General features: G+C 68.6%; 21 protein-coding genes. 6 read left to right on the forward strand and 15 right to left on the reverse strand.

All coding sequences use genetic code 11. The annotated features are described in order from the left end of the window. Positions 1–40: 40 nt before the first annotated feature. Genes ACQP2E_RS26700 through ACQP2E_RS26710 form a run of 3 tightly spaced genes read right to left on the reverse strand, consistent with a single transcriptional unit; the run spans position 41 to position 3,366 of the window. A complete protein-coding gene (locus ACQP2E_RS26700; RefSeq protein ID WP_433825692.1) occupies positions 41–913 on the reverse strand; it encodes a DUF4437 domain-containing protein in 873 nt (290 codons plus the stop codon). Next, positions 910–2,415: a class I adenylate-forming enzyme family protein gene (locus ACQP2E_RS26705; RefSeq protein ID WP_433825693.1), complete on the reverse strand. Its 1,506-nt coding sequence runs from the start codon at positions 2,413–2,415 to the stop codon at positions 910–912. The genes ACQP2E_RS26700 and ACQP2E_RS26705 overlap by 4 nt, the downstream gene beginning before the upstream one ends. A 27-nt stretch (positions 2,416–2,442) precedes the next feature. Then, positions 2,443–3,366, reverse strand: coding sequence for a hydroxymethylglutaryl-CoA lyase (locus tag ACQP2E_RS26710; protein ID WP_433825694.1), 924 nt, complete (start codon positions 3,364–3,366; stop codon positions 2,443–2,445). A 38-nt stretch (positions 3,367–3,404) separates the two neighbouring features. On the opposite strand from ACQP2E_RS26710, the gene ACQP2E_RS26715 reads away from it, so the two are divergent. Both ACQP2E_RS26715 and ACQP2E_RS26720 read left to right on the forward strand, forming a co-directional pair. Continuing rightward, positions 3,405–4,598, forward strand: coding sequence for a CaiB/BaiF CoA transferase family protein (locus tag ACQP2E_RS26715; RefSeq protein WP_433825695.1), 1,194 nt, complete (start codon positions 3,405–3,407; stop codon positions 4,596–4,598). Then, positions 4,598–5,227 carry an isochorismatase family protein gene (locus ACQP2E_RS26720; protein ID WP_433825696.1) on the forward strand — a complete coding sequence of 210 codons (630 nt, stop codon included), beginning with the start codon at positions 4,598–4,600 and terminating at the stop codon, positions 5,225–5,227. Before ACQP2E_RS26715 ends, ACQP2E_RS26720 begins: the two co-directional genes overlap by 1 nt. Here the strand turns inward: ACQP2E_RS26720 and ACQP2E_RS26725 are convergent. The 3 genes from ACQP2E_RS26725 to ACQP2E_RS26735 all read right to left on the reverse strand — a co-directional run bounded on the left by ACQP2E_RS26725 (position 5,218) and on the right by ACQP2E_RS26735 (position 7,465). Beyond that, positions 5,218–5,505, reverse strand: a complete 288-nt coding sequence (locus tag ACQP2E_RS26725) for a hypothetical protein (RefSeq protein WP_433825697.1) — start codon at positions 5,503–5,505, stop codon at positions 5,218–5,220. The two genes, ACQP2E_RS26720 and ACQP2E_RS26725, sit on opposite strands and share 10 nt — an antisense overlap. Before the next feature lie 286 nt (positions 5,506–5,791). After that, a complete protein-coding gene (locus tag ACQP2E_RS26730) occupies positions 5,792–7,105 on the reverse strand; it encodes a M20/M25/M40 family metallo-hydrolase (protein ID WP_433825698.1) in 1,314 nt (437 codons plus the stop codon). 96 nt (positions 7,106–7,201) lie between these two features. Beyond that, on the reverse strand, positions 7,202–7,465 hold the full coding sequence (locus ACQP2E_RS26735; protein WP_433825699.1) for a hypothetical protein: 264 nt from the start codon (positions 7,463–7,465) through the stop codon (positions 7,202–7,204). Positions 7,466–7,726: 261 nt separating this feature from the next. Here ACQP2E_RS26735 and ACQP2E_RS26740 point away from each other — a divergent pair, with 261 nt between their 5' ends. Both ACQP2E_RS26740 and ACQP2E_RS26745 read left to right on the forward strand, forming a co-directional pair. Continuing rightward, positions 7,727–9,430 carry a glycosyltransferase family 2 protein gene (locus tag ACQP2E_RS26740; RefSeq protein ID WP_433825700.1) on the forward strand — a complete coding sequence of 568 codons (1,704 nt, stop codon included), beginning with the start codon at positions 7,727–7,729 and terminating at the stop codon, positions 9,428–9,430. Then, complete coding sequence (locus ACQP2E_RS26745) at positions 9,427–11,376, forward strand: galactose oxidase-like domain-containing protein (protein ID WP_433825701.1); 1,950 nt, start codon at positions 9,427–9,429, stop codon at positions 11,374–11,376. The genes ACQP2E_RS26740 and ACQP2E_RS26745 overlap by 4 nt, the downstream gene beginning before the upstream one ends. On the opposite strand, the gene ACQP2E_RS26750 is transcribed toward ACQP2E_RS26745, so the two are convergent. From ACQP2E_RS26750 to ACQP2E_RS26760, 3 genes are read right to left on the reverse strand one after another with little or no spacing between them, the layout of a single operon-like run. Continuing rightward, a complete protein-coding gene (locus tag ACQP2E_RS26750; RefSeq protein WP_433825702.1) occupies positions 11,373–12,380 on the reverse strand; it encodes a glycoside hydrolase family 6 protein in 1,008 nt (335 codons plus the stop codon). The two genes, ACQP2E_RS26745 and ACQP2E_RS26750, sit on opposite strands and share 4 nt — an antisense overlap. Before the next feature lie 30 nt (positions 12,381–12,410). Further along, on the reverse strand, positions 12,411–13,148 hold the full coding sequence (locus ACQP2E_RS26755) for a hypothetical protein (protein ID WP_433825703.1): 738 nt from the start codon (positions 13,146–13,148) through the stop codon (positions 12,411–12,413). Further along, positions 13,141–13,701 carry an RNA polymerase sigma factor gene (locus tag ACQP2E_RS26760; RefSeq protein WP_433825704.1) on the reverse strand — a complete coding sequence of 187 codons (561 nt, stop codon included), beginning with the start codon at positions 13,699–13,701 and terminating at the stop codon, positions 13,141–13,143. Before ACQP2E_RS26760 ends, ACQP2E_RS26755 begins: the two co-directional genes overlap by 8 nt. Before the next feature lie 59 nt (positions 13,702–13,760). Here ACQP2E_RS26760 and ACQP2E_RS26765 point away from each other — a divergent pair, with 59 nt between their 5' ends. Beyond that, the gene (locus ACQP2E_RS26765) at positions 13,761–15,026 is read left to right on the forward strand and encodes a YncE family protein (protein WP_433825705.1); all 1,266 of its coding nucleotides are present in this window, start codon (positions 13,761–13,763) and stop codon (positions 15,024–15,026) included. A 948-nt stretch (positions 15,027–15,974) separates the two neighbouring features. On the opposite strand, the gene ACQP2E_RS26770 is transcribed toward ACQP2E_RS26765, so the two are convergent. Both ACQP2E_RS26770 and ACQP2E_RS26775 read right to left on the reverse strand, forming a co-directional pair. Beyond that, complete coding sequence (locus ACQP2E_RS26770; RefSeq protein WP_433825706.1) at positions 15,975–16,580, reverse strand: SAM-dependent methyltransferase; 606 nt, start codon at positions 16,578–16,580, stop codon at positions 15,975–15,977. Positions 16,581–16,710: 130 nt separating this feature from the next. Continuing rightward, positions 16,711–17,778 carry a hypothetical protein gene (locus ACQP2E_RS26775; RefSeq protein WP_433825707.1) on the reverse strand — a complete coding sequence of 356 codons (1,068 nt, stop codon included), beginning with the start codon at positions 17,776–17,778 and terminating at the stop codon, positions 16,711–16,713. Positions 17,779–18,079: 301 nt separating this feature from the next. Between ACQP2E_RS26775 and ACQP2E_RS26780 the strand changes: the two genes are divergently transcribed. Further along, positions 18,080–18,865 carry an AbfB domain-containing protein gene (locus ACQP2E_RS26780; protein ID WP_433825708.1) on the forward strand — a complete coding sequence of 262 codons (786 nt, stop codon included), beginning with the start codon at positions 18,080–18,082 and terminating at the stop codon, positions 18,863–18,865. A 45-nt stretch (positions 18,866–18,910) separates the two neighbouring features. Here ACQP2E_RS26780 and ACQP2E_RS26785 read toward each other — a convergent pair whose 3' ends face one another. The 4 genes from ACQP2E_RS26785 to ACQP2E_RS26800 form a co-directional block, all read right to left on the reverse strand. Continuing rightward, on the reverse strand, positions 18,911–20,824 hold the full coding sequence (locus ACQP2E_RS26785; protein ID WP_433825709.1) for a beta-galactosidase: 1,914 nt from the start codon (positions 20,822–20,824) through the stop codon (positions 18,911–18,913). Positions 20,825–20,877: 53 nt separating this feature from the next. Then, positions 20,878–22,218 carry an ABC transporter substrate-binding protein gene (locus ACQP2E_RS26790; RefSeq protein ID WP_433825710.1) on the reverse strand — a complete coding sequence of 447 codons (1,341 nt, stop codon included), beginning with the start codon at positions 22,216–22,218 and terminating at the stop codon, positions 20,878–20,880. Between the two features lie 19 nt (positions 22,219–22,237). Beyond that, positions 22,238–23,047 carry a carbohydrate ABC transporter permease gene (locus tag ACQP2E_RS26795; RefSeq protein ID WP_433834062.1) on the reverse strand — a complete coding sequence of 270 codons (810 nt, stop codon included), beginning with the start codon at positions 23,045–23,047 and terminating at the stop codon, positions 22,238–22,240. 98 nt (positions 23,048–23,145) lie between these two features. After that, positions 23,146–24,015, reverse strand: coding sequence for a carbohydrate ABC transporter permease (locus ACQP2E_RS26800; RefSeq protein ID WP_433825711.1), 870 nt, complete (start codon positions 24,013–24,015; stop codon positions 23,146–23,148). Positions 24,016–24,141: the final 126 nt, after the last annotated feature.

The raw sequence follows: 24,141 nt of genomic DNA on the forward strand, positions 1-24,141 counted from the left end.
TACCCGCCAGTAACCTCGGGCAACCGCAGAACGGCGTATCTCACATCCCGTCGCCGGACCACTCACCCCGGGACCGCGAGCGCACCGGCAGCGTCGAGATGACCGGCTGGTGGCTGTGGTTGTGCTCGTCGTAGTTCTCCGCGTGGCCGCCCCACTTGACGAACTCGGCGGTGGTGTACCAGTTGGTCAGCTCGCCGTCCGACCGGATGATCCAGTCGATGTCGGTCTCGGCGATGAAGTGGCCGTGCTTCACACCGGCCGGCCGGAAACAGTACGTGCCCTCGTCGATGTCGCCGAAGTTGTACGCCATCTTCCCGCCGAGCGTGTAGAACTCCTCGTAGCACGGGTGGTGGGCGAGCCGGTGGTCGGTCCAGCCCTTCTTGGCCCGGATCAGCCGGGTGTAGAAGCCGGTTTTCGGGTCCCGGTGCAGCAGCTTGATGTAGAGCGGGGTCAGCGGGCCGACCGACTGCGCCTCGGTCCACTCCATCTTGGTGGCGTCGATGACCGTGACGCCTTCGGCCGCCTCCGGGGAAGCGGCGGCCGACGCCTCGGCGAGGTTGGTGAACGGGTCGAACCCGACGTCGCCGTACTCCCGCCAGTGCAGGACCCGCGATCCCTCCCGGATCTTGATCCAGTCCATCGGCACACCCTTGGGCACCTGGACGTATCCGCCGGCCCCCAGTTCCTGGCCGCCGTAGATCAGCGAACCCTCGACCACGTAGAACTCGGTGTGCGCGTGCGCGATGCCCGCGCTGCGGCCCCAGTCCGAGGTGGCGTGCAGCGACAGCGACGACGAGCCGTCCTCCTCGTCGGTCGACAACCGGCGCTCCAGGATCTTGCCCTCGCCGTACGGCAGCTCACCGGCGTGGAAGATGTAGTCGTCCTCGTGAATCAGCTCCACATGTGCCCTCACGGCGTACTCCTCAGCTCGCGTTTCAGAATCTTGCCGGCGGCGTTGCGGGGTAGTGCCGCGACGGTCCGGTACTGCTTGGGAACCTTGAATCCGGCCAGCCGTTCGCGCAGATACGTTTCGAGGGCATCGGCGCCGACAGGTTCCCGGCCGACCAGATAGGCGACGACCCGCTCGCCCCAGCGGTCGTCCGGCTCACCGACGACCGCGCACTCGACGACGGCCGGGTGGGTGAGCAGGACCTCTTCGACATCACGCGGGTAGACGTTCACGCCACCCGTGATGATCACGTCCTTGACCCGGTCGACGATGGAGATGAAGCCCTCCTCGTCACGGATCACGATGTCGCCCGAGGTGAGGAAGCCGTCCTCGGTCGTGCAGGCCGCCGTTGCGGCGGGGTTCTCGTGGTAGCCGTTCATCAGGTACGGGGAGCGGCTGTACAGCTCGCCGGGCTCACCCGGACCGACCTCTTTCCCCGCGCCGTCGACGATCCGCACCTGGGTGCCGAACCACGGGTGCCCGACCGTCCCGGCCTTACGGCGGGCGTCCGCCGGCCGCAGGTTGGTGACGACGCCGGCCTCGGTGGAGCCGTAGAGCTCGTGCACCCCGACACCGGGGAAGGCCTCGAACACCCACTCCTTGAGCACCTTGGGCAGGGCGGCGGCGTTGAAATACAGCGTGTCCAGAGTGGGCAGGTCCGGAATTTCCGAAAAAGCGCCTTTGAGGAGCTGCGCATGAGTCGGCACCAGGAACACCGACTGCGCCCCATCCCGCGCGATCATGTCGATCAAGGCGTCCGGCTTGAAGGACCGCAGCATGCTCACCGTCGCACCGCAGTAGACAGCCGCGTACGCGAACGCGAACCCCGCACCGTGATACATCGGCGCGACCGCGATGGTCCGCCGGCCCGGGCCGATCCCCCACTCCAGAGCGGTCGCGTAGAACGTCAGCGACCGGGATCGATGCGAGATCAGCACGCCTTTGGGATCACCCGTGGTCCCGGCCGTGTAGGTGATGCAGAACGGATCCCGCTCGTCGACCGGAACCCAGGGATCCCGCGACGAGGCGGCGCCGATCCACTGCTCGTACGACGGCCCGAGCACATCACCGTCGATAGTGATGATATATCCGGAAAAGCCGGGAGGAACCGAGGCGGCCAGCGCTGCGTCCGCGATCAGCACCCGGGCGCCCGAGTGCCCGAGGATGAAGCCGACCTCCGGCGCCGTCAGCCGCGGATTCACCGGCACCAGCACCAGCCCGGCCTTGGCGATCCCCGCCGCGATCTCCGGGTACTCAAGACGGTTTCCGCACAGCAACGCGACCCGGTCACCACCGGAGAGGCCCAGCCCCAGCAGCGCGCACGCCAGCTGCGACGACCGCGCGTCCAGGCCTGCGTACGACAGCGCCCGGTCACCGTCACGCACCGCGATCACATCCGGGGTGGCCCGGCCGAACTCCCGTACTCCACCAGCGATCGTCAGATCAGCACCACCGGGCCGCAACATGCGAGAATGGAAACACCGTTTCCATTACTAACGCAAGAGCTCTCCGGGAAAGTCACCGGCTCGCCCCAACTGCGCCGGCACCTGATCCAGACCCAGCTCCGCACCGATCCACAGCCCGGCCGAAGCGGCCGCGGTCACATCGACATCGGACGGCACCCGGGACTGCCGCAGCAGGTAGGCCAGGTCCTCGGTGGCGATGTTGCCGGTGGCGGCCGGCGCGAACGGGCAGCCGCCGATGCCGCCGATCGACGCGTCCAGGGCCGTGAAACCGGAGGCCACGGCGGCGATCGCATTGGCGTACCCGGTGTTGCGTGTGTTGTGGAAGTGAGCGCGCAGCGGCGCGCCTGGCGCAACCGAGCGCACGGTGTCGGCCAGCTCGCCGACCTGGACCGGAACGCCGACGCCGATCGTGTCGGCCAGGCAGATCTCATCGACCGGCCCGGCGTTGGCCGCGATGTCCCGGATCCGGGACAGCGGCACCGATCCACTGAACGGACACCCGAAAGCCGCCGCAATCGTCAATGTCACGAAAAATCCGGCGTCCCGCGCCCGTCGCGACACCGCGCGGAATCCAGCCAGTGAGTCAGCCGTGGACACCCCCTGGTTCCGCCGGGAAAACTCATCCGAGGCGACAACTACATAGTTGATCTCGTGAGGCCGGGCGTCTTCGAGCGCGAGCGCGCGATCCAAACCGCGGCCGTTCAGCACCAGGGCGACATATCGGATATCTTCCGAGCGTGGCACTCCGCGCAGCACCTCCTCGGCATCCGCCATCTGCGGCACCCGATCCGGCCGGGCAAACGCGGCCACCTCGATCCGCGTCAACCCGGCAGCGATCGCGCGGCGCACGTATTCGATCTTGACCGCGGCCGGCAGAACCCGCTTCTCGTTCTGCAAGCCGTCCCGAGGGCCGACCTCGACGATCTCCACTCCACGCCACCCCTGTTCCATCTAGCGAAACATCGTTTCGCAAGGATAGGGTGCGAAACATGATCGGGCCACTATCTGACATCCGCGTCCTGGAAACCGGCACCCTCCTGGCAGGGCCGTTCTGCGGACAGCTCCTCGGCGACTTCGGGGCCGAGGTGATCAAACTGGAGGACCCCGGCAAGGGCGACCCGATGCGCCAGTGGGGCCGCGAGAAACCACACGGGCAGTCGCTGTGGTGGCCGGTGGTGGCCCGCAACAAGAAGTCGGTGACCTGCAACCTACGCACGCCAGAGGGCCAGGACCTGGTCCGCAAGCTGGTGGAGAAGGCCGACGTGCTCCTGGAGAACTTCCGGCCGGGCACCCTGGAGCGCTGGGGCCTGTCCTACGAGGAGCTCGCCGAGATCAACCCACGTCTGATCCTGGTCCGGGTGACCGGTTACGGTCAGACCGGGCCCTACTCGCCCCGCGCCGGCTTCGGGTCGATCGGCGAGGCGATGGGCGGCCTGCGGTACGTCACCGGCGAGCCGGACCGCGCGCCGTCGCGCAGCGGCATCTCGATCGGCGACTCGCTGGCGGCCACCTACGCGGCGTTCGGCACCCTCGCCGCACTGCACGCCCGCGAGCGCACCGGCCGTGGCCAGGTCGTCGACTCGGCGATCTACGAGGCCGTGCTCGCCATGATGGAGTCGCTGATCCCGGAGTGGGGCATCGCCGGTTACCGCCGCGAGCGCACCGGCCCGATCCTGCCGAACGTCGCGCCCAGCAACGTCTACCCCAGCGCCGACGGCTCCGACGTGCTGATCGCCGCCAACCAGGACACCGTCTTCCGCCGCCTCGCCGACGTGATGGAACGCCCCGACCTGCCGGCCGACGCGCGTTACGCCACACACGGCGCCCGCGGCGAGAACCAGGCCGAGCTCGACGACATCATCGCGGCGTGGACCCGCACGGTCCCGTCGGCGAAGCTGCTGTCGATGCTGCACGACGCGGGTGTGCCGGCCGGCGGCATCTACACGGCCGAGGACATCATCGCCGACCCGCACGTCCAGGCCCGGGAGGCGGTCATCACTGTCGATCACCCCGAGCTGGGCCCGGTACCGATGCAGAACGTCGCCCCGCGCCTGTCGTCCACCCCCGGCCAGGTCAAGTGGGCCGGCCCCGCGCTCGGCTCGCACAACGAGGAGATCTACCAGGGCCTGCTCGGCCTCACCGAGCCTCAGCTCGCCGATCTCGCCGAGCGGGGCGTCATCTGATGAGCCTCGACGACGACTACGCCACCGCCGGTTTCGCCCGCCGTCTGGGCTGGGGCGAACGGCCCGCGATCCTGCTTGTCGACGCGGCTCTCGCGTACACCGCGCCGGACTCGCCGCTCTTCCTGGAAACCGGCCAGGCCGCCGCCGAGGCGATGGCTCTCCTCGCGGAGAATGCCCGCGCGTCCGACATTCCGGTCATCTGGACCACGGTCCGCTTCGCCGACGAGTCCTGCTCCGAGGCCCCCCTCTTCGCCGCCAAGGTCCCCGCCCTGAAGGTCTTCGCCGCAGGCAACAAACTGGGCGATTTCGCCCCGCCGCTGACACCGGCCCCGGGCGAATTCGTCGTGGTCAAGCACTACGCCAGCGCCTTCGCCGGCACCAGCCTCGCGGCCTGGCTCGCCTCCCACTCGATCGACACCCTGGTCATCGGCGGCTACTCGACAAGCGGCTGCATCCGCGCCTCAGCCCTCGACGCCCTCCAGCACGGCTTCCGCCCGATCGTCGTCCGCGACGCCTGCGCCGACCGCGCCCCGGCCCCCCACGAATCCAACCTCTTCGACCTCAACGCCAAATACGCCGACGTAATCACCCTCACCGAGGCGGTCCCGCTCCTCCTTTCCTACGCGTAACCGCCGAACGCCCGCAGTCCCGAGGCGACTGACGCCCCTCCCGCCGGCGCGACCCGCCGCCGGCCCCGGCGCCCCGCCGGGCCACCGAGCCGGGCCACCGAGCCGGGCCACCGAGCCGGGTCACCGAGCCGGGCCCGGCCACCGAGCCGGGCCGAGCCGCCGCAGCCGGGCCGAGCCGCCGAGCCGGGCCGGGCCGAGCCGCCGAGCCGGGCCGGGCCGCCGGGCCGGGCCGGGCCGCCGCAGCCCCGATGCGTGTTGATTTCGGGTGCAATTCGCACCTCACGTCCACACGCACGCCGCAGAACGGCTGTTCGTGGCGACTTCGGGTTCGTATCGCACCCCAAATCAACACACTGAGCCGAAAGTCGACACGCCTCATGCGGTTGCTCTGCGTATCGTGCTCGCGGGCGTTCCGGCAGATCTTGGTAACGGGCGGTGCCTGGGGGCCCCACCATGCTCCACACATCGACTACCGGCCGGCCCTGCCGTAGCAGCGAGTAACACTCAGCGGCCAGCGGCGGCGACCCGGGATTCAAGCAGCGGTGCGGGCCAGCCGGATGTGATCTAGGGGAGGGAACGGAGCAGGGTGCCGTACCAGGCGACGCCCTTGAGAAAGGCGGAGACGTGCAGGTGCTCGTCGTGGCTGTGGATCGCCTCGCGCTGGGCCTTGGTCATCTCGAACGGGGTGAAGCGGTACACCCGGCGGCTGATCGCGGTGAAATGCCGGGCGTCGGTGGCCGCCATCATCACGTACGGCGCTGTCACCGCCTCCGGGAAGTGCCTGGCCGTGGCTGCTGAGAGCAGGTCGAACGCCTCGTCCACCGGTGACGACGGGGACGGCTCGCCCGCGTCGATGATCCGGATCTGCACCTTGTCGTCGTTCACCGCGCGCCGCACGTGCTCGACCACGTCGGACACCGTGTCGCCGATCATCACGCGGATGTTGACGCCGGCCGTGGCGCTGGCCGCCACCACGTTCAGCGACGGCGAACCGCTCAGCGTGGTGACCGCGAACGTGCTGCGTACCATCGCGGCCGGTTCCGGGCCGGCGGCGAGCAGCAGCCTGGTCAGCAGCGCCGGGACCCGGGACGCCGCGGTCAGCACCGACCGCATCGGCTGCGCGGCCAGCGGGGCGGCCCGCCGGAACAGCGCGAGCGTGGCCTCCGGCATCGACGCCGGCATCGCGGACCGATCGAGCCGGGTGATCGCCCGCGCCAGCCGAGCCGTAGGCCCCAGTTTCGACGGGGTGGAAGCGTGCCCGCCGCGCCCCTCGACCCGCAGCTCCAGCGACGTGATGCCCTTCTCGGTCACCCCGACGACCGCGATCGGCTCGGTCACCCCGGGAAACGCGTCGTAGGCGACCGCGCCACCCTCGTCGAGCACGAACCACGGCTCCACGCCGCGCCGCCGCAGCTCCTCGACGGCCGCCGGCGCCGCCTGGCCGGCGACCTCCTCGTCACTGCCGAACGACAGCCAGACGTCCTGGGCCGGCACATGCCCCGCCGCCAGCAGATCTTCGACGGCCAGGCAGATCGCGACGAGGCTGGCCTTGTCGTCGAGGGTGCCGCGCCCCCAGATCACCCCGTCCTCGACGATCCCGGCGAACGGCGGGTGCGTCCACTGCCCGCCCTCGACCGGAACGACGTCCATGTGTGCCATCAGCACGACGGGACGGTCCGCGGAGGCGCCGGGCCAGCGGAAGAGCAGCCCGTACCGTCCAGCCCGGGTCAACTCCAGCTTCGTGTGCAGCAGCGGGAAGCGTTCGCTCAGCTCGGCGTGGAACGCTGCGAACGCCTCGTGGTCCCAGGCGTCGGCGTCCCGCGTGGAGACGGTGGGGATCCGCAGCAGGGCCTGCAGCGTCTCGACCTCGGAACTCATGCGCCGCCCCTCCCGCTGATGATCACTACAGCAGCCTAGGGGTGAGGGGCGTCCGGGGCCGGCGGCGGGTCGCGCCGGAGGAACGGACCGTCAGGGTCACTCCTCGTAACGGGGAACCGTCAGCGGGTGGCGTTCGTCGTCACGGGCGGCGAGACCCGCCATGGAGCGGACGTACTGCTGCTGGGTGATCTCGCCGTCGAGCAGCTGGACGCAGAGCACGCCCTCGAGACTCTGCGGGGCGAAGAACGCCTCCGGGAGGCTCAGCGGCTCCGCTTCCGCCTTGGCATCCGCGCGTACGCCTCGCACCGCCAGCACGCAGGCGCCGGCCAGAACGAGGATGAGCAGGGACAGGATCAGCATTGCCACCGCCTAAGTCAGGTCACCGCGGGGCCGTTCCGCCCCGCCCACGTCAGAGAGAACGGATCACAGCGCGTGATGGTTCGACGAAAACGACAGGTGCCACCGACGCATGCAAGAGGGTCCGGTATGTCCTAAGTTTACTATTTCTAGATATTGTTCCTATGTGACCGGTAGCCGTGCTAAATACCCTGCGCCGCATTTGATGCGTTATCCACCGGGGGCCTGATCCCCCGACAGGAGCTCGTCGATGCAGGGAGACCGATGACGTACGACTACGACGGCTTCAGCCGGCTCGCAGGCGACACCGACCCGGTGCCGGAGGCGGGGTATCGGGTCCGCCTCAAACCGCTCTCCCAGCGGCGGCCCGTCCGTACGCTGCTGATCGCCACCTTCGCCTTCGCTTTCGAGTCGACGTTCTTCGGCTGGCTGATCTCCTCGATGGAGCTACCGGAGAAGCAGAAGGCGATCACCGCCGTCATGATCGCGATGACCGCGCTGATCGAACTGTTCCGCCTGGTCAACGTCGTGACGTTGTGCCTCGCCACCCTTCGCGCGCGGGATCCGGTGCCGGTGCCGCCGGACGAGGACCTGCGCGTCGCGTTCCTCACCACCATCGTTCCCGGCAAGGAACCGCTGGAGATGGTGGCGCAGACGCTGCGGGCGGCGCGGGCGATCCGGCACCCGGGCCGGTACGACGTCTGGCTGCTGGACGAGGGCAACGACCCCGAGGTCAAGGCCATGTGCCGCGACGTCGGCGTCCGCCACTTCAGCCGCAAGGGCGTGGCCCGCTGGAACACCGAGGCCGGCGGTTTCAAGGCGAAGACCAAGCACGGCAACTACAACGCCTGGATCGACCAGCACGGCAGCCGGTACGACGCGTTCGTCTCGGTCGACCCGGACCACGTGCCGCTGCCGAACTTCTGCGAACGGCTGCTCGGGTACTTCCGCGACCCGGACGTCGCGTTCGTCATCGGCCCGCAGATCTACGGCAACTACGACAACGTGATCACCCGCTGGGCCGAGTCGCAGCAGTACCTGTTCCACTCGCTGCTGCAGCGCGCCGGCAACCGGCTGGGGATCCCGATGCTGGTCGGCACGAACAACGCGGTACGCATCGCCGCGCTGAATTCGATCGGCGGACTCCAGGACTCGATCACCGAGGACATGGCGACGAGCCTGGTGGTGCACAGCACTCGTAACGAAAAAACGGGGAATAGGTGGAAATCCATCTACACGCCGGACGTGCTCGCTGTCGGCGAGGGACCGTCCTCCTGGACCGACTATTTCAGCCAGCAGCACCGCTGGTCACGCGGCACCGACGAGGTCTGCGTGGCCCAGTTCGGCTCCATGATCCGCAAGCTCGGCCTGATGAGGTCGGTGCATTACGGCCTGCTGATGGCGTACTACCCGCTGACCGCTGTCGCCTGGTTGCTCGGCGCGGCCACCGCCGTGCTGCACATCGTGCTCGGCATCCAGGGTGTGCAGGTGCCGCAGCAGGTGTGGCTGATGCTCTATGTGGACGCCGCGATCTTCCAGGTCGGCCTCTACATCTGGAACCGGCGGCACAACATCAGCCCGCACGAGGAGGCCGGATCCTCAGGCCTGGCCGGGATGCTGCTCTCCACGCTGTGCGCGCCGATCTACGTCTCCTCGTTTCTGCAGGCGGTGCTGCGCCGGCGTGCCGGTTTCGTGGTGACGCCGAAGGGTGACTCGGCCAGCCCGGATCGGCTGCTCACGTTCCGTAGCCACCTGCAATGGGCCGCGTTCTATGCCGCGTTGCTGGTCATCGCCCTGGTCACTGGGCACGCGCACGGGTTCATGTGGCTGTGGCCGGCGCTCAACATGACGCTCTGCCTCACCCCGCCGGCAATCTGGCTGGCTCAGTCCCGGCGAGTCCCGCCCGCGACAGCTCCCGAACCAGAAGAAAAAGAAGAACACAAAGAACCCGTGGAGACGTACGCATGACCCCCCGAACCCGACCCACACCCGCCCGGCGATTACTGACCGCCCTGACCACGATCCTGGCCCTGGCCGCCGTGGCCGTGGTGAACCGCCCGATAGTGGTCCTCGCGACCGACCAGTACCACGAGTTCGCCATCAACCGGCAGTCCTACAAGGAGACCTTCGGCCACTGGTCGCTCCTGCCGGTACCGGCCGGATTCAAGATCAATGCGATTCACGGTGCCCTGCTGAAGACCGGCAAGGTGCTGATCATCGCGGGTTCCGGCAACAACCGGGAGAACTTCGAGGCCGGCACGTTCCGGACGATCCTCTGGGATCCGCGTACCGACAGGTTCTCCGACGTGCCGACGCCGACCGACCTGTTCTGCGCCGGGCACACGTTCCTGCCCGACGGCAAGCTGCTGGTCGCCGGCGGCACCAAGTCGTACGAGGTACTGGAAGCGAACATCAAGAACGCCGCCGGAGTCATGAAGATCAAGAACGAGTCGCCGGACTTCGGGGCGCGGACGTTCCCGAAGGGCACCCGTTTCGAGGCGGACAACGGCCGGATCTACGTGAGCCGCGCCGACGTGAGCGTGCCGGCCGCCACCAAGATGTGGCACGGCACGCAGACCATGGTGCACGCCGGCGAGGTCGAGGTCTGGGTGGACGCGGCCGAGCCCGGCGACGCCCCGGTGGTCGAGCAACCGGCGCAGTACAAGATCCTCGGGCTGGAGGGTGACGACACCCGCAACCTGTACGGCATCGCTGAGAAGATCACCCGTGAGAAGCAGGAGTACGGCGGCGACAAGACGACGTACGAGTTCGACCCGGAGACCGAACGCTACGTGCGCACCGGCGACCTGTCGAAGCCCCGCTGGTACCCGACCCTCGCGACCCTGGCCGGCGGTGACGTGCTGGCCGTGTCCGGCCTCGACCAGTTCGGCCGGATGATCCCCGGCACCAACGAGCGGTACCAGGTCAAGAAGAAGAAGTGGGTGCCCGCGCCGAGCCTGCGCCGGACCTTCCCGACGTACCCCGCGCTCTTCCTCACCCAGGACGAACGGCTCTTCTTCTCCGGATCCAACGCCGGGTACGGCTCGGCGACCGAGGGACGGACCCCCGGCCTCTGGGACGTCAAGAAGAACCGTTTCCAGCCGGTGCACGGCCTCGCCGACTCCACGATGACCGAGACCAGCGCGTCGGTGATGCTGCCGCCGGCACAGGACCAGAAGGTCATGATCCTCGGCGGCGGCGCGGTCGGTGACTCTCCCATCTCCACGGCACGGACCGCTATCGCCGACCTGGACGACCCGCGCCCGGCCTGGCGGGCCGGGCCACGGCTGCCGAACCCGACGCGGTACCTGAACACCGTGGTCCTGCCCGACGACACCGTCTTCACCAGCGGCGGCTCGTCCGGTTACCGGGGTGGTCCGTACCAGGGACGCAAGCGCAGCGACCTGCTCACCGCTCAGATCTATGACGTACGCAAGAACGCCTTCCGTAAAGCAGCGGAGCCGGCAGTCGGCCGCAACTACCACTCCGAGGCGCTGCTGCTGCCGGACGGCCGGGTCATCACGATGGGCAGCGACCCGATCTACGACAGGTCCGGCAAGAACCCGGGCGTGTTCGAGCAGCGGATCGAGATCTACAGCCCGCCGTACCTGTTCCAGGGCGCCCGCCCGGCCGCGCCCACCGGCCCGAGCCTGATCAAGCGTGGCGAGAAGGCGTCGTTCGCGACACCGGACGCGGCCCGGGTCCGCGAGGCCCGCCTGGTACGCCCCAGCGCGGTCACCCACGGCACCGATGTGGACCAGAGGTCGATCGCGCTCGGGGTGAAGCGGGCGCCGGGCGGTGTCACGCTGTCCGTCCCGGAGAAACGCGGCCTGGTGCCGGCCGGCTGGTACATGCTCTTCCTGGTCGACGGAGCGGGAACGCCATCACCCGCGAAATGGGTAAGAATCCGCTAATTGGTCGCCAGCTCAAGGGCGTATTCGGGCCACCACTGACCGGCCGGGGGAGCACCCGCGCGGCACTCGCCGTCGGACTCTCCCGGCCGTTTCACCCACAGGTACGCGTCCACGAGCGCCTCACCGGTCTGCGTGGTCGGCGACGGGCCGAGCGCCCGGCCCTCCGGGTTGCACCAGTGCCCCTCGGCGTCCCGGGCGTCGACAGCGGCCGGCCCGTTGCCGTTGCGGCTCGTGTCGATGACGAACCGGGCGCCGCCGAGCCGATCCGAGATCTGCGTGCCGTAGCTGACGTTCGCCTCGGTGGTCTCGAAGTTCGCCACGTTCAGGCTGAATCCGTCGGCCTTCTTCACCCCGGCCTTGACCAGGGCGGTCGCTACCCGGTCGACGTCGCGTACCCAACTGGGGTTGCCGCCGTCGAGGTAGACCCGCGCGCCCGGCGCGGCCTTGAGCGTGGTGATCGCCTCGCTGAGCAGGGTGTACCGCTCCTCGGCGGACGGGCCGCTCACGCAGCCCTGCAGGACGTGGGTCACGGCGTCCGGTTCCAGCACCACGATCGCGCGGGAGTCGCCCAGCGCCCCGGCCAGCCCGGCGATCCAGGTGCGGTAGGAGGCCGCATCCGGCGCTCCTCCCCCTGAGTACGCCCCGCAGTCCCGCTGCGGCACGTAATAGGCGACGAGCACCGGGGTACGTCCGGCCGCGGCGGCCGCGGTGACCAGGGCACGGGCGCGGTCGGCGTATCCGGGCTCGCCGTCGGCGAACCAGACGGCGGCCGGTGACTCGGCGATCCGGCGTACCGCGGCGGCGTCGGCGGCGCGCCCGGCGGCCGTCCAGGTCACGACCTGCCCGACGGCGGGAGCGTCCGGCTCCACATAGAACTCTTCGGCGGCCGAGGATGGTGCGGCCGAGGCGGTGGTGGTCGGCGACGGCTGCGGCGAAGGGTCGGCCGTGCAACCACCGAGAGCAACCAGAGCAGCGAGTCCACAGAGAGCAGGCAGAGTTCTCATCCGGACAAACGGTACCTTCTCCCTAAATGATCACTGCACCGAGCGCGCCAGCGCCGTCGCCTCGCCGAGTGTCCGGAGCCCCTCCAGCCGATAGGTGAGGTTGCGGGTCGACGACCAGATCAAAGACGGTCCGGCGAGACGCGCCGTCTCAGTGCGCGTCACGCCGTCACGACCGATATAGGTCAGTGGATGCGGTTCCGGGAGCCACGCCGCGAGGGGTGCGCCAGTACCAAGGTCTACCCATTCGGCGTCGGGTGTGGTCTTCAGGAACCCGCCGTCGAGGGTCCCGTCGAACTGATCGAACCGCACCGTCCCACCACGGAACGTCATGGTGATCACCCGCGGCTTGCCGTCCGGACCGGGATCGGCGAGCAGCACCTCCTCCGGCGGGCCCAGATCAACCGGCACCGTCACCGGGAACGCGGCCACCCGGCGAGCCTCGTCCAGATCGGACGAAACGGTCGACGGCAGAGGGCTCGGGTCCACCGGGAGATCGGTGGGCGGGTGCTCCGCGCGTACCGAAATCCCTGCCACACGCAGAAGATCACCGACCACCTGGACCACCGCGGCGCGTGCCGGAGCAACCAGAGCGAGCGTCGCGATCAAGGCCGCCACCAGGGAAATTGCCGCCAAGCGCACGCGACGCAGGCGCGGCGCCGGCGCAGTGAGGCGCGCACGCACCGCGTTCCTCTGATCAAGAGCCTGGGGTACGCGCAAAGCCCGCCCGATCTCACGCAACTCACCGATCAGCTCGTCGTCGTCACGCACCGGGCACCTCCCGCACGGGCATCCGATCGCGCAGCCGGGTCAGCGCCCGAGCGGTCCGCGACTTCACCGTTCCGCGGGGCAGGCCGAGCGTCGTCGCCGTCTCCGCCTCGGACAGGTCCAGCAGGTAACGGCAGGTGAGCACCTCACGATCCCGCATGTCGAGCGCCCGCAGCTGCTCGACGAGAAACCGCCGCCGCTCGGAAGCCTCGGCCGTCTCCGCCGGATCGATCTCCAGCGTCTCGGGTTCGGCGGCCCGTTTCAGCAGACCGGCCCGGCGTTGGCGGGATCTGATCAGGTTGCGGGTCTCGTTCGCGACGATCGCCAGCAGCCACGCCTTGAAGCCGTCACCGCGATAACGCCCCAGCCCTCGGTACGCCTTCACGAACGCCTCCTGCACCACGTCGTCCGCGTCGGCGCCCGCACCGAGCAGCACGGCGGCCCGATGAGCGGGCGCGGTGAAGCGAGCGACCAGAACCTCGTACGCGTCCAGATCGCCGCCGCGGGCCCTCGCCACGGCATCCGCCTCGTCGAAATCGATGGCCGCCCCCTTCACCACACCATAGAGACACCGCCGATCGGGAACCGGTTCCCGGCGAGCGGTGTCCTGCTTGCATGACGACTCGGCGGAACTTCCTTGTCCTGGCCGGAGCGGGGCTGGCTCTGACGGCGTGCCGTTCCCGCTCCTCGGCTGCGTTCTCCCTGCAAGACGTCCTGCTCGTGGAGACCGATCGCGGCCTGGTCCGGGCTTCCTCCTCCGGCCGGCAGGTGATCGGTCACGCCGCGACCCTCAGCCACGACGGCCGGTTCCTGTATTCCGCCCGCAGCGACGGCCTGGACCAGATCGACCCGGTTTCCGGGGCTGTCATCCGCAGTGACGGTTACGGGGGCGGGTGGCAGCCCCGGGCGATCTCGTCGGACGGCCGGTCGTGCGCGTTGACCCCTGCCCTGCCCGGAGCGATCCCGGCTGGTCGGGACTGGTCGCCGATCCTGATCGCCGCGCCCGGCGGCCCGCGCAAGTTCCGGCTGCCCGGTGTGATCGAACCGGATGCCTTCACCAGCGACGCATCCGGCCTGTTCGTCCTGGAATGGCTGCCCGCGACCGCACCCGACCACTACCGGGTCCGCCTGCTCGACTTGAACTCCGGCGAACTGCACCCGCTGAACACCCGCGACAAAACCCCGGTACCGCCCGGTGCCGAGGAGGAGATGCGCGGCGAAGGCCGCCAGGCGGTCCTCTCCGCGGACGGCGCGATGCTGTTCACGCTCTACACCCATCAGCCCGGCCACGCGCACACCCGCGACCTGCTCTCCGGCCGCCCCGGCAACGCCCACGCGTTCGTCCACGTCCTGCACCTGACCGACGGCTGGGCATATTGCCTGGACCTGCCTCACCCGTTCGGCACCAGCGCACCGCAGGCCCACGCCCTGGCCGCCGACGCCCGCCACATAGCGGTAGCCGACCTGGGCGCCGGCAAAATCGCCTACGCCGACCCGTCAACCCTGACGATCACCCGGGTGCTGGACGTCCCGCCCGCCGCGAGTGCGTTCTCGAAACCGCCCTCTGCCAGTGCGTTCTCGAGACCGCCCGCCGCGAGTGCGTTCTCGAAACCGCCCGCCGCGAGTGCGTTCCTGAAGCTCACCGCCACCCACGCGTTCGTCGGTGGCGGCGACACGGTCACGGCCCTCGACCGCTCGACCGACGCGGTAACGGCAAGCCGCTCGCTACCAGGCCCGCTGCGCGGCCTGGCCCTGACCCCGGACGGACTCAGGCTCCATGCCGCAACCGCCGACCAGGTGCATTGCCTGAAAACCCCATCGGGTACGCCCACCGGCACCACCCCGATCCCCAGCCTCCAAGCCCTGCACACGGCCCACTGACCAGAGCCCTGCCGCAGTGCCGTGCCGCAGTGCCGTGCCGCAGTGCCGTGCCGCAGTGCCGTGCCGCAGTGCCGTGCCGCAGTGCCGTGCCGCAGTGCCGTGCCGCAGTGCCGCGCCGCAGTGCCCTGCCGCAGTGCCGCGCCGCGCCGTGCGCAGTGGCGTGGCGTAGCGCCGACCTTTGCAGGTCCGGGCTGACATGTGGGCGCAGCTTGCCAAGATCAGCTAATGCCGGCTGCGACCGACCGCGCAGGGCGCCCTGACACGCCCGGGCGAGCACGATTCGCAGAGCAACCACATGAGGTAGCCGGCACTGTTTGCGGTGTGCGTGTCGACTTACGGCTCGGTGTGTTGATTTAGGGTGCGATACGAACCCGAAGTCACCACGAACAGCCGTTCTGCGGCGTGCGTGTGGACGTGAGGTGCGAATTGCACCCGAAATCAACACGCATCGGGGCTGCGGCGGAGCAACCCGGCGACCCCGCCGCCCGCGCGGAGCGGCGGCCCGGGCGGCCCAGCGGCCCGGGCGGCCCAGCGGCCCGGGCGGCCCAGCGGGGCGCCGGGGCCGGCGGCGGGTCGCGCCGGCGGGAGGGGCGTCAGTCGCCTCGGGGTGGCGGGCGTTCGGCGATTACGCGTAGGAAAGGAGAAGCGGGACCGCCTCGGTGAGGGTGAGCCCGGCTGCTGCGGCCGTCCTGCCGCAACCGGACCCCACGGCCCGGCGAACACCTGCTTCAAACCCGTCCGGCTCAGATCTTGTGAGCTTGCGGTTGCCGACCCGGCGAAACCTCACAAGGTCCGCGTCTGGATGGCGTGGGCCCGCGAGCTGTAGCTCGGACACGGAACGGCGGCGCCATGACATGCCGCAGCTACGGCTCGGCGCTCGGCGGTTCGGGCTGCCGGCTCGTAGGGCCTGGCATGGTTCGGGGGCTTTGGGGGCTTTGGTGCGTACCCTCAGGGGAGCCGGCGGAGGACGTCCAGGAGGAACCACTCGTCTTCGTGGTGGATGACGCGATCCAGGCCCGGCAGGGCCGCCAAGGTCTCGTGGACGTGGTGGCCGTCGTAATCGCCGTCGCCGTCGCGGTTGCGGAAGTGCAGGGAGACCAGGTCGCCGTCCGGTTCGAGCCGGTTGAGCATGCCGGTCAGGAACGCGTCCAGGTCGGCGGCCGACAGGTAGTAGAGCAGGTCGCCGATGACTACCAGGTCGAAGGTTCCGGACGGCATGTCGGCCGGGACCATGGCGCGTTCGACGGTGACGTTCGGCAGGTCGGCGGTGTTGTCGCGGGCCTGCTGGACGGCTTCCTCGACGCTGTCGGTGGCCAGGACCGCGTCGCAGCGGGGTGCCAGCATCCGGGTGAACAGGCCGATCGAGGCGCCCGGCTCGTAACAGCGTTTGTAGCGTTCACGGGGCAGGCTCGCCAGGGTGACCGCGTATTTACGCTGGTTGTGCCACTTGGTCGCCACGTCCCACGGATCGTCCTTCGCCATGTACAGCCCGGTGAAGTGGTCCAGTGAGACGGTGGTCTCCGGTGGTGCGGCGTCGCCCTCTGCTCGTGTCACGCCGGAATTGTGCCGAACCGGGCCAGGGCGCCGCCAACCAGGGTCAAAGATCAACCAGGGTCAAAGATCAACCAGGGCCACAGATCAACCAGGGTCAAACGATCAACCAGGGTCAAACGATCAACCGGGGTCACCGTGCTGTCACGGTCAGCGTCCCGATGCCGGCTTCCGCCGTGATCTCGACCGTGTCGTCGCCGTTGCCCGCGGTACGCGTGGTGCCGACAGCGATGCCGCGGTCACGTTTGCCGTACAGCGAGACGGTTCCGGCGCCCTTGCGGAACTCGGCGCGTACCGGAACCTCGCCGTCCGTGCTGATCCGCCAGGTGTTGACGCCGCCGCCCATCAGGATCGGGATCGCGGTGTCGGTGGCGGGCAGGGCGATGCTTGTGCGGGCGGTGCCGCCGAGCAGGTCGATCCGGTCGAGCTTGCCCCGGGTCAGGTCGAAGTTCGCGACCCGGGCTCCGCCGCGCATCCGCAGCGACCAGGTGACGTCCTCGCTGAGCAGCACGTCCACCCGGGCCGGGCCTTCCGGACCGGTCGGCTCCACGAAGACCTTCACCGTGTCGCCGTCGAGCTGGGCGCGGGCCTTGACGCCACTGCCGTCCGGGCTGGTGACCCGGAACCAGCCGCTCGGCACGGTTCCGATCGTCACGTTCACCTCGGTGGTGCCGTCGACGAACTCGAGGGTGGCCGCGTCCGGAACCACCGCGGCCTGGCTCGGTTCCGGTTCGCCGATCACCACGGGCGGGTTGTTGCCGGGCGCCAGCGCCGCCGGTTGCTCGAAGGCCGGTAGCCGGGTCTCCTGCTCACCGTCGCGCAACACCGCCCAGCCGGCGATCGCCACGAGGGCCAGCAACCCTGCGACCACCACGACGGTACGCCGGAACCCGCGCCGCGGCCGGGGATGCAGGTGAAGCTCCAGAGTGGGCCGGGCAGAGCCGGGATACGTGTCGTCGGCGAGTCCCCGGCCGGTCCGGGTCGCTTCGCTGCCGGGCAGCTCGTAGTGATCAGCAGGCGGCCCGAGGCGATGCGGCGGCTTGGCCAGATCAGGCTTGACCAGATCAGGCTTGACCAGATCGGGCTTGGCCGGATCAGGCTTGGCCGGGTCGGGCCAGTACTCGGAGATGTCAGGCAGGGTGGGCTTGGCCGGCGGCACGGGATCCGGCGTCGGTGGGGCGGGTGCGACAGGACTGTCCACGCGTACTCTCCTCGGTCGGCGCGCGGGTGGCTCCGGTGATGAGATACGGACGAGAGGTCTGATCAGTTCGACTGGGATCGCTCCCAGATGAATTCCCTGGCCCCAAACCCTTGCCCTGAACCGTCGGTAACCTGTAGATCATTATCGAACCATTAAGTGGTAATGCTCGACGTTCCTACGGAAAGCGAAATTGATGCCGGAAGATGAGAGCCAAAACCGGCTTCGCGTCGGCGGTTGGGTGCCGCCGTATTCCTCCTCCTCCGAGCCCGGCTACCAAGGCGGGCGTCCGGCACTTCCCCGAGTGCCCGAACGGCGTGCGCTCGGCCCCGGCGCGACCACACCGGTTCGCCCCACGCGGCACTTCCTGCTCCTGGCCGTCGTCGCCGCCCTGGGGTGTGCGGTGACCGCGATCGTCGCGCTCGACGACAGCGACGAGGAGGCGCCGGCGCCGGTGGCCGTGCGGAGTCAAGCACCGTGGCCGGACATGCCGGCCTTCCCGATCCTGCCTGAGGAGACGATTTCCCTGCGGCCGCCACCCAGCCGCACGACAGTCACTTCCCCAGCGGTCGCACCTGTCGCGACCAGGAGTTCGGCATCGAAGCGGCCGCCCTCGCCATCCAAGGCGGCAGCACCGTCGCCGTCGAGGACCACGACCCCACCGATCGCGCTGACGGTCGGCGCCACGGTCGGTCTCGAGCCGTCGTTCCGGACCGGGTACCGGGTGCGGCACCGGAACTACGTCGCGCGTATCGACGTGATCTCGTCGAGCAGCAGCGAGGGCGACCGGGCCGACTCACGGTTTGTGGTTCGTACCGGGCGGTCTGCTTCGGACTGCTTCTCGCTCGAATCAGTAAACTTTCCCGGATATTATCTGCGCCATCGGGACTACGGAATCCGTCTGGACCAGGCGGGCAGTTCGAAACTGTTCGACGCGGACAGCACCTTTTGCACCGCGTCGATTTCGTCCGGCACGGCGCTGACACTACGTTCATACAATTATCCGAGCCGATATGTAGCCCTGGATGGCGATCGTCTGATATTGAGCGAGTCAGCAGCGACGGCGTTCCGTCCCGTCCCACCCGCGTAAGCGTCACCCGGGTGCCCGGCATGGCGCCGGGCACCCGGGTACGGCTCAGAGGACGAGTACGCCTCGCGCCGCCAGGGTGCCCTCGGGCAGGTCGATCGGCTCGTCGGTCCGGTTGATGAAGAACCGGTGTGAACCACGGATCGCCAGCTCGACCCGGCCCCGCAGCTCGGCCGGCAACTCGCTCACCACACCGGCCGGTGCGAGCAGAGCCGGCAGCACCGTGGCCAGCCCGTCCGCGCCGAGCCGGGTCGACACGTACGCGGCCGACCCGCTGCCCACCGGCCGACGGGTGATGGCGGCACGTTCGGCCTGCTCACCGGTCTTGTACCGGGCGAGCACCTCGACCTCCGGGCTGGTCACGTCGATCCGGTCGGTCCACAGCGTCCCGGTCACACCGTTGTCGAGTTCCACGCTCTCGTGGTCGAGCAGCGGCGCGAACTCCTCGATCCGGATGCCGAGCAGGTCCCGCAGCGCACCCGGGTATCCGCCGAGCCAGACGTGGTCGTTCTCGTCGACGATGCCGGAGAAGTAGGTCGTCACGAAATGTCCACCATTGCCGACAAATCGTGAAATCCGATCGGCGAGCGCCGCCGGCACCACGTGCAGCACCGGCGCGATCAGCACCTGATAACGCTCCAGGTCCCCGCCGGTCGGCACCACGTCGGCGCGGATGCCGTTGTCCAGCAGCGCGGTGTACCAGTCGAGGGCTTCCTGCCGGTACCGCAGCCGGTCGGTCGGGTGCGAGTCCTGCTCGGAGACCCACCACGACTCCCAGTCGAAGACGATCCCGACCTGGGCGGCGGTCCGCGGTGTACCGGCGACCGGCGCCAGCTCACGAAGCTGCTGCCCGAGGCCGGCGACCGCCCGGAAGACCGCACTGTCGGTCCCGGCGTGCGGCAGCATCGACGAGTGGTACTTCTCCGCACCGGCCTTCGACTGCCGCCACTGGAAGAAGCAGACCGCGTCAGCCCCGTACGCCACATGCGTGAGCGAGTCCCGGGCGAGTTCGCCGGGCCGTTTCGCGACGTTGACCGGCTGCCAGTTGACCGCGCTGGTGGAGTGCTCCATCAGGAACCACGGCTGCCCACCGGCCAGCCAGCCGGTGAGGTTCGCCGAGAAGGAGAGCTCGTCGCCGGCCTGTGGTCCGGGCACCACGTAGTGGTCGTTGGAGACGAAGTCGACCTCGGCCGCCCAGTCCGCGTAGTTCATCGAACTCTGCGAGCCCATCACCATGAAGTTCGTGGTGACCGGCACGTCCGGGGTGATCTCGCGCAGGATCGCCTTCTCGGCGCGCAGGTGCTCCTTGAGCGCGTCCGAGGAGAAGCGCTTGAAGTCGAGCTGCTGCGTCGGGTTCGGGTGCGACGCGGCAAGGCGGGGCGGCAGAATCTCGTCGAAGCTGTCGTAGCGCTGCGACCAGAAAGCAGTCCCCCAGGCTTCATTGAGCACGTTTATCGTTTCATAACGGTTCAAAAGCCACTGCCGGAAGGCGTACGCCGCATCGTCGGAGAAGTCGTAGACGTTGTGGCAGCCCAGCTCGTTGTTCACATGCCACGCGACAAGAGCAGGGTGGGCCGCATAACGCGTGCCCAGCGCACGGACCAGACGCAGCGCGTGCTCCCGGAACACCGGCGACGTCGGCCGCCAGTGCTGACGCGCTCCCGGCCAGACGGTGTTGCCCTCCCGGTTCACCGGCAGGATCTCCGGGTGTTTCGTGGTCAGCCAGGGCGGCGGCGAAGCAGTGGCCGTGGCGAGGTCGACAGCGATCCCGTTCGCGTGGAGCAGGTCCATCGCGTCGTCGAGCCACTCGAAGTCGTACGTGTCCTCCCGCGGCTGGAGACGGGCCCACGAGAAGATCGCGAGCGAGACGATGGTGACGCCCGCTTCGCGCATCGCGCGTACGTCGTCGTCCCAGACCTCGCGCGGCCACTGCTCGGGGTTGTAATCGGTGCCGAATTCCATCCGGGCCTCCCCGGCGCGACGAAGCCAGCGCCGGGGAGTGTTGTCAGCTGAGCTCATTTAACTGTGAAACCCTGTTCCTGGCCGTACTTGACCGATGCGTCCTGCCAGGACTTCAAGCCGTCCTGGAGAGTGCCCTGCCCGAGGTACGCCTTACCGACGGTGTCGTTGAAGATGTTGTTGGCGTAAACCTGGAACGGCAGGTACGACCAGCCGGGGACGACCTGCCCGGCGGACGCGGCGAGAACCTCGTTGACCTTCTGACCGCCGAAGTACGGGAACTCCTTGTTCAGGAACTCCGGCGCGTTCAGCTGCTTCGTGGTGGCCGGGAAGGCGCCGTTGTCGACCCGGCTCTGCGCTCCCTCGTCGACCGTCGCGTACTTGAGGAACGCGTACGCAAGGGTCTTGTTCGTGGCCTTCTCCGGGATCGCGATGGAGCTGCCGCCGTTCTCGGCGGTGGCCTTGCCGCCGCTCTCCCACTGCGGCATCGGCGCGACCTTCCACTTGCCATTGCCCGCCTTGACACCGGACTCCAGGTTCGCCGGCATCCAGGCGCCGATCACCAGCGAGGCGATGGTGCCATCGGCGAGGCCCTGGTACCAGCCGTCCGACCAGCTCGGCACCGAGCTGAGCAGTTTGCCGTCGATCAGCTTCTGCCACTGCGTGGTGAACTTCTGGGTGCCCGGATCGGTGAAGTTGACGCCCACGTTCGTACCGTCGACGGTGTAGGGCTTGCCGCCCGCCTGCCAGATCAGGCTGGTGGTGAAGCCGGCCTCACCGCTGTCGCTGGTGATGTACGCCTTCGGGTCGGCCTTGTGCAGCTTCTCGGCCGCCGCCGCGTACTCCTCCCAGGTCGCCGGCACACCGAGCTGGTGCTTCTCGAAGACCTCGGCGTTGTAGAACAGCGCCATCGGGCCGGAATCCATCGGCAGGCCGTAGATCGCCTCGCCGGAGTGCACCGCGCCCCAGGTGCCCGGCGTGAACGTCCCGTCCAGCGACCTGGCGCCGAACGCGTTCAGGTCGGTGACCGCCTTGGAGAGGCTGAACTGCGGCAACGCGTAGAACTCGATCTGCGCGACGTCCGGGACACCGGCGCCGGCCTGGATCGCGTTCTGCAGGGCGGTGTACGCGTCGTTTCCCGTACCCGTGTTCTGGAGGTTGATCTTGACCTTGGGGTATTTCTTCTGGAAGTCGGCGACAACCTGGGTCAGGGTCGGTTCCCAGGCCCAGACCGTGATGTTGCCGCCGGCTTCGAGCGCGGCCTGCACATCGGCGTCCGAGACGGTGGTCGCGGCGGCGGTCTCCTCCCCCGTGTCGTCGGCGGAGGAACAGCCCGCGGCCAGCAGCGTTATCGACAGAGCGGCGCCGAGGATCGCACGCCGACGGGTGATCATCATGGACGGTTCCCTTCGGGATTCATTGCTTGACGCTTCCTGCGGCCAATCCCGACTGCCAATAGCGCTGGAGCAGCAGGAACGCCACGATTAGGGGAATGATCGTGAGCAGCGAACCGGTGATCACGAGGTTGAAGACGACGTCGCCGCCGGCCGTGGTGGCCTGCTCGCTCCAGGAGTAGAGGCCCACGGTGAGCGGATAGAGGTCGGCGTCCTTCAGCATGATCAGCGGGAGGAAGAAGTTGTTCCAGGTCATCACGGTGTTGAAGAGCAGGACCGTGACGATGCCGGGTGCCAGCAGCGGCAGCGCGAGCGAGAAGAAACTCGTGAACTCGCCGGCGCCGTCGACCCGGGCGGACTCAAGGATCTCGTCCGGCACCGAGTCCCGCGAGTACGTCCACATCAAGTAGAGGCCGAACGGCGAGACCAGCGTCGGAATGATCACGGCCCACGGGGTGTCGGTCAGCCCGAGCTTCGCGAACATCAGGAACGTCGGCACCGCCAGCGCCGTCGGCGGAACCGCCACACCCCCGAGGACCAGGGCGAACACGACTTTCCGGCCGGCGAAATCGAACTTCGCGAGACCGTACCCGGCAAGCGCCGCCAGCAGCGTCGCCCCGCCCGCGCCCACCAGCACGTAGAAGAAGGTGTTCAGCAACCAGCGGCCGTAGACGCCGTCCTGGTAGGTGAAGGTGTCGGAGATGTTGCCGAACAGCGAGAAGTCATCGGCGAACCACAGGCCGAACGAGCCGAACAGGCCCTCCTGGCTCTTGGTGGCGCTGATCGTCAGCCAGATCAGCGGCAGCAGGCTGTAGACCAGCGCGATGCCCATGATCAGCGTCAGGGCCAGGCTCCGTGGCTTCCGTTTCTCCACTGCAGGATCAGATGCCTTGCGTACGCCCGGACGAAGCTTCGGTGGAGCCAGGGCCATCACAGCGCCCCTTTCAGACTGCGGCGCTGGAACACATAGGCGACGACCATCGTCAGTACGCCCATGATCAGAGCAATGGTGGCCGAGTAGTTGATCTGCTGGCCGCCGAACGACAGCTGGTACGCGTACACGTTCGGGGTGAAGTACGTGGTGATCGAGTTCGGCGCGAGGGTGTCCAGGATCTGCGGCTCGTTGAAGAGCTGGAAACTGCCGATGATCGAGAAGATGGTCGCGACGACGATCGGCCCGCGCAGCGCCGGCAACTTGATCGCCCGGACGATCCGGAACTGGCCGGCCCCGTCGATCGCCGCCGCCTCGTACAGCGCGGTGTCGATCACCTTCAGGCCGGAGTACAGGATGATCATGTTGTAGCCGACGAACTCCCAGGTCACGATGTTGCCGATCGAGGTGAGGATCAGGCCGGGTGCGAGCGGGTCGGGCAGCGTGACGCCGAACGCGTCGTTGATGTTGCCGACCAGGCCGATCCGGGTGCCGTACATGAAGCCCCACATCAGGGCGGCCACGACGGCGGGCACCGCGTACGGCAGGAAGATCGAGATCCGGAAGAACGCGGCGCCGTACAGTCGTCCGCTGTCGATCGCGAGGGCGCACAGCAGCGCCAGGAACAGCATCACCGGGACCTGGACGACCAGGAAGATCCCGACGCGGGTCACCGCCTCCCAGAACTGCGGGTCGGTGAAGGCCTTGGTGTAGTTCTCCAGCCCCACGAAGACGGTGCCGCCGACGAGCCTGTTGCGAAAGAGGCTGAGGTACGCCGAGTAGCCGATCGGGGCCAGGAAGACCAAGGCGAAGACTGCCAGGAACGGACCGGTGAACTGCCAGCCGATCCACGTACGCCGGGTCAACACTGCCCTCCTTCCACGGATGTTTACGTTAACAATTTCGTGCGGGTGTCAGAATGTTTACGTAAACGGGTGGCCGTATAGTGGCATGGGTCACCAGCACGGTCAAGGAGTCACCATCGAAGCTCAGCG

Origin of the sequence: Actinoplanes sp. CA-015351 (genome assembly GCF_050955685.1) — a bacterium.
Classification (GTDB): domain Bacteria; phylum Actinomycetota; class Actinomycetes; order Mycobacteriales; family Micromonosporaceae; genus Actinoplanes.

Bases quoted from the DNA above. Each gene is read 5' to 3' on its own strand.
- ACQP2E_RS26705 (WP_433825693.1), bottom strand. From the start codon at position 2,415: ATGTTGCGGCCCGGTGGTGCTGATCTGACGATCGCTGGTGGAGTACGG.
- ACQP2E_RS26710 (WP_433825694.1), bottom strand. From the start codon at position 3,366: ATGGAACAGGGGTGGCGTGGAGTGGAGATCGTCGAGGTCGGCCCTCGG.
- ACQP2E_RS26715 (WP_433825695.1), top strand. From the start codon at position 3,405: ATGATCGGGCCACTATCTGACATCCGCGTCCTGGAAACCGGCACCCTC.
- ACQP2E_RS26720 (WP_433825696.1), top strand. From the start codon at position 4,598: ATGAGCCTCGACGACGACTACGCCACCGCCGGTTTCGCCCGCCGTCTG.
- ACQP2E_RS26730 (WP_433825698.1), bottom strand. From the start codon at position 7,105: ATGAGTTCCGAGGTCGAGACGCTGCAGGCCCTGCTGCGGATCCCCACC.
- ACQP2E_RS26735 (WP_433825699.1), bottom strand. From the start codon at position 7,465: ATGCTGATCCTGTCCCTGCTCATCCTCGTTCTGGCCGGCGCCTGCGTG.
- ACQP2E_RS26740 (WP_433825700.1), top strand. From the start codon at position 7,727: ATGACGTACGACTACGACGGCTTCAGCCGGCTCGCAGGCGACACCGAC.
- ACQP2E_RS26745 (WP_433825701.1), top strand. From the start codon at position 9,427: ATGACCCCCCGAACCCGACCCACACCCGCCCGGCGATTACTGACCGCC.
- ACQP2E_RS26750 (WP_433825702.1), bottom strand. From the start codon at position 12,380: ATGAGAACTCTGCCTGCTCTCTGTGGACTCGCTGCTCTGGTTGCTCTC.
- ACQP2E_RS26765 (WP_433825705.1), top strand. From the start codon at position 13,761: ATGACGACTCGGCGGAACTTCCTTGTCCTGGCCGGAGCGGGGCTGGCT.
- ACQP2E_RS26785 (WP_433825709.1), bottom strand. From the start codon at position 20,824: ATGGAATTCGGCACCGATTACAACCCCGAGCAGTGGCCGCGCGAGGTC.
- ACQP2E_RS26790 (WP_433825710.1), bottom strand. From the start codon at position 22,218: ATGATGATCACCCGTCGGCGTGCGATCCTCGGCGCCGCTCTGTCGATA.
- ACQP2E_RS26795 (WP_433834062.1), bottom strand. From the start codon at position 23,047: ATGGGCATCGCGCTGGTCTACAGCCTGCTGCCGCTGATCTGGCTGACG.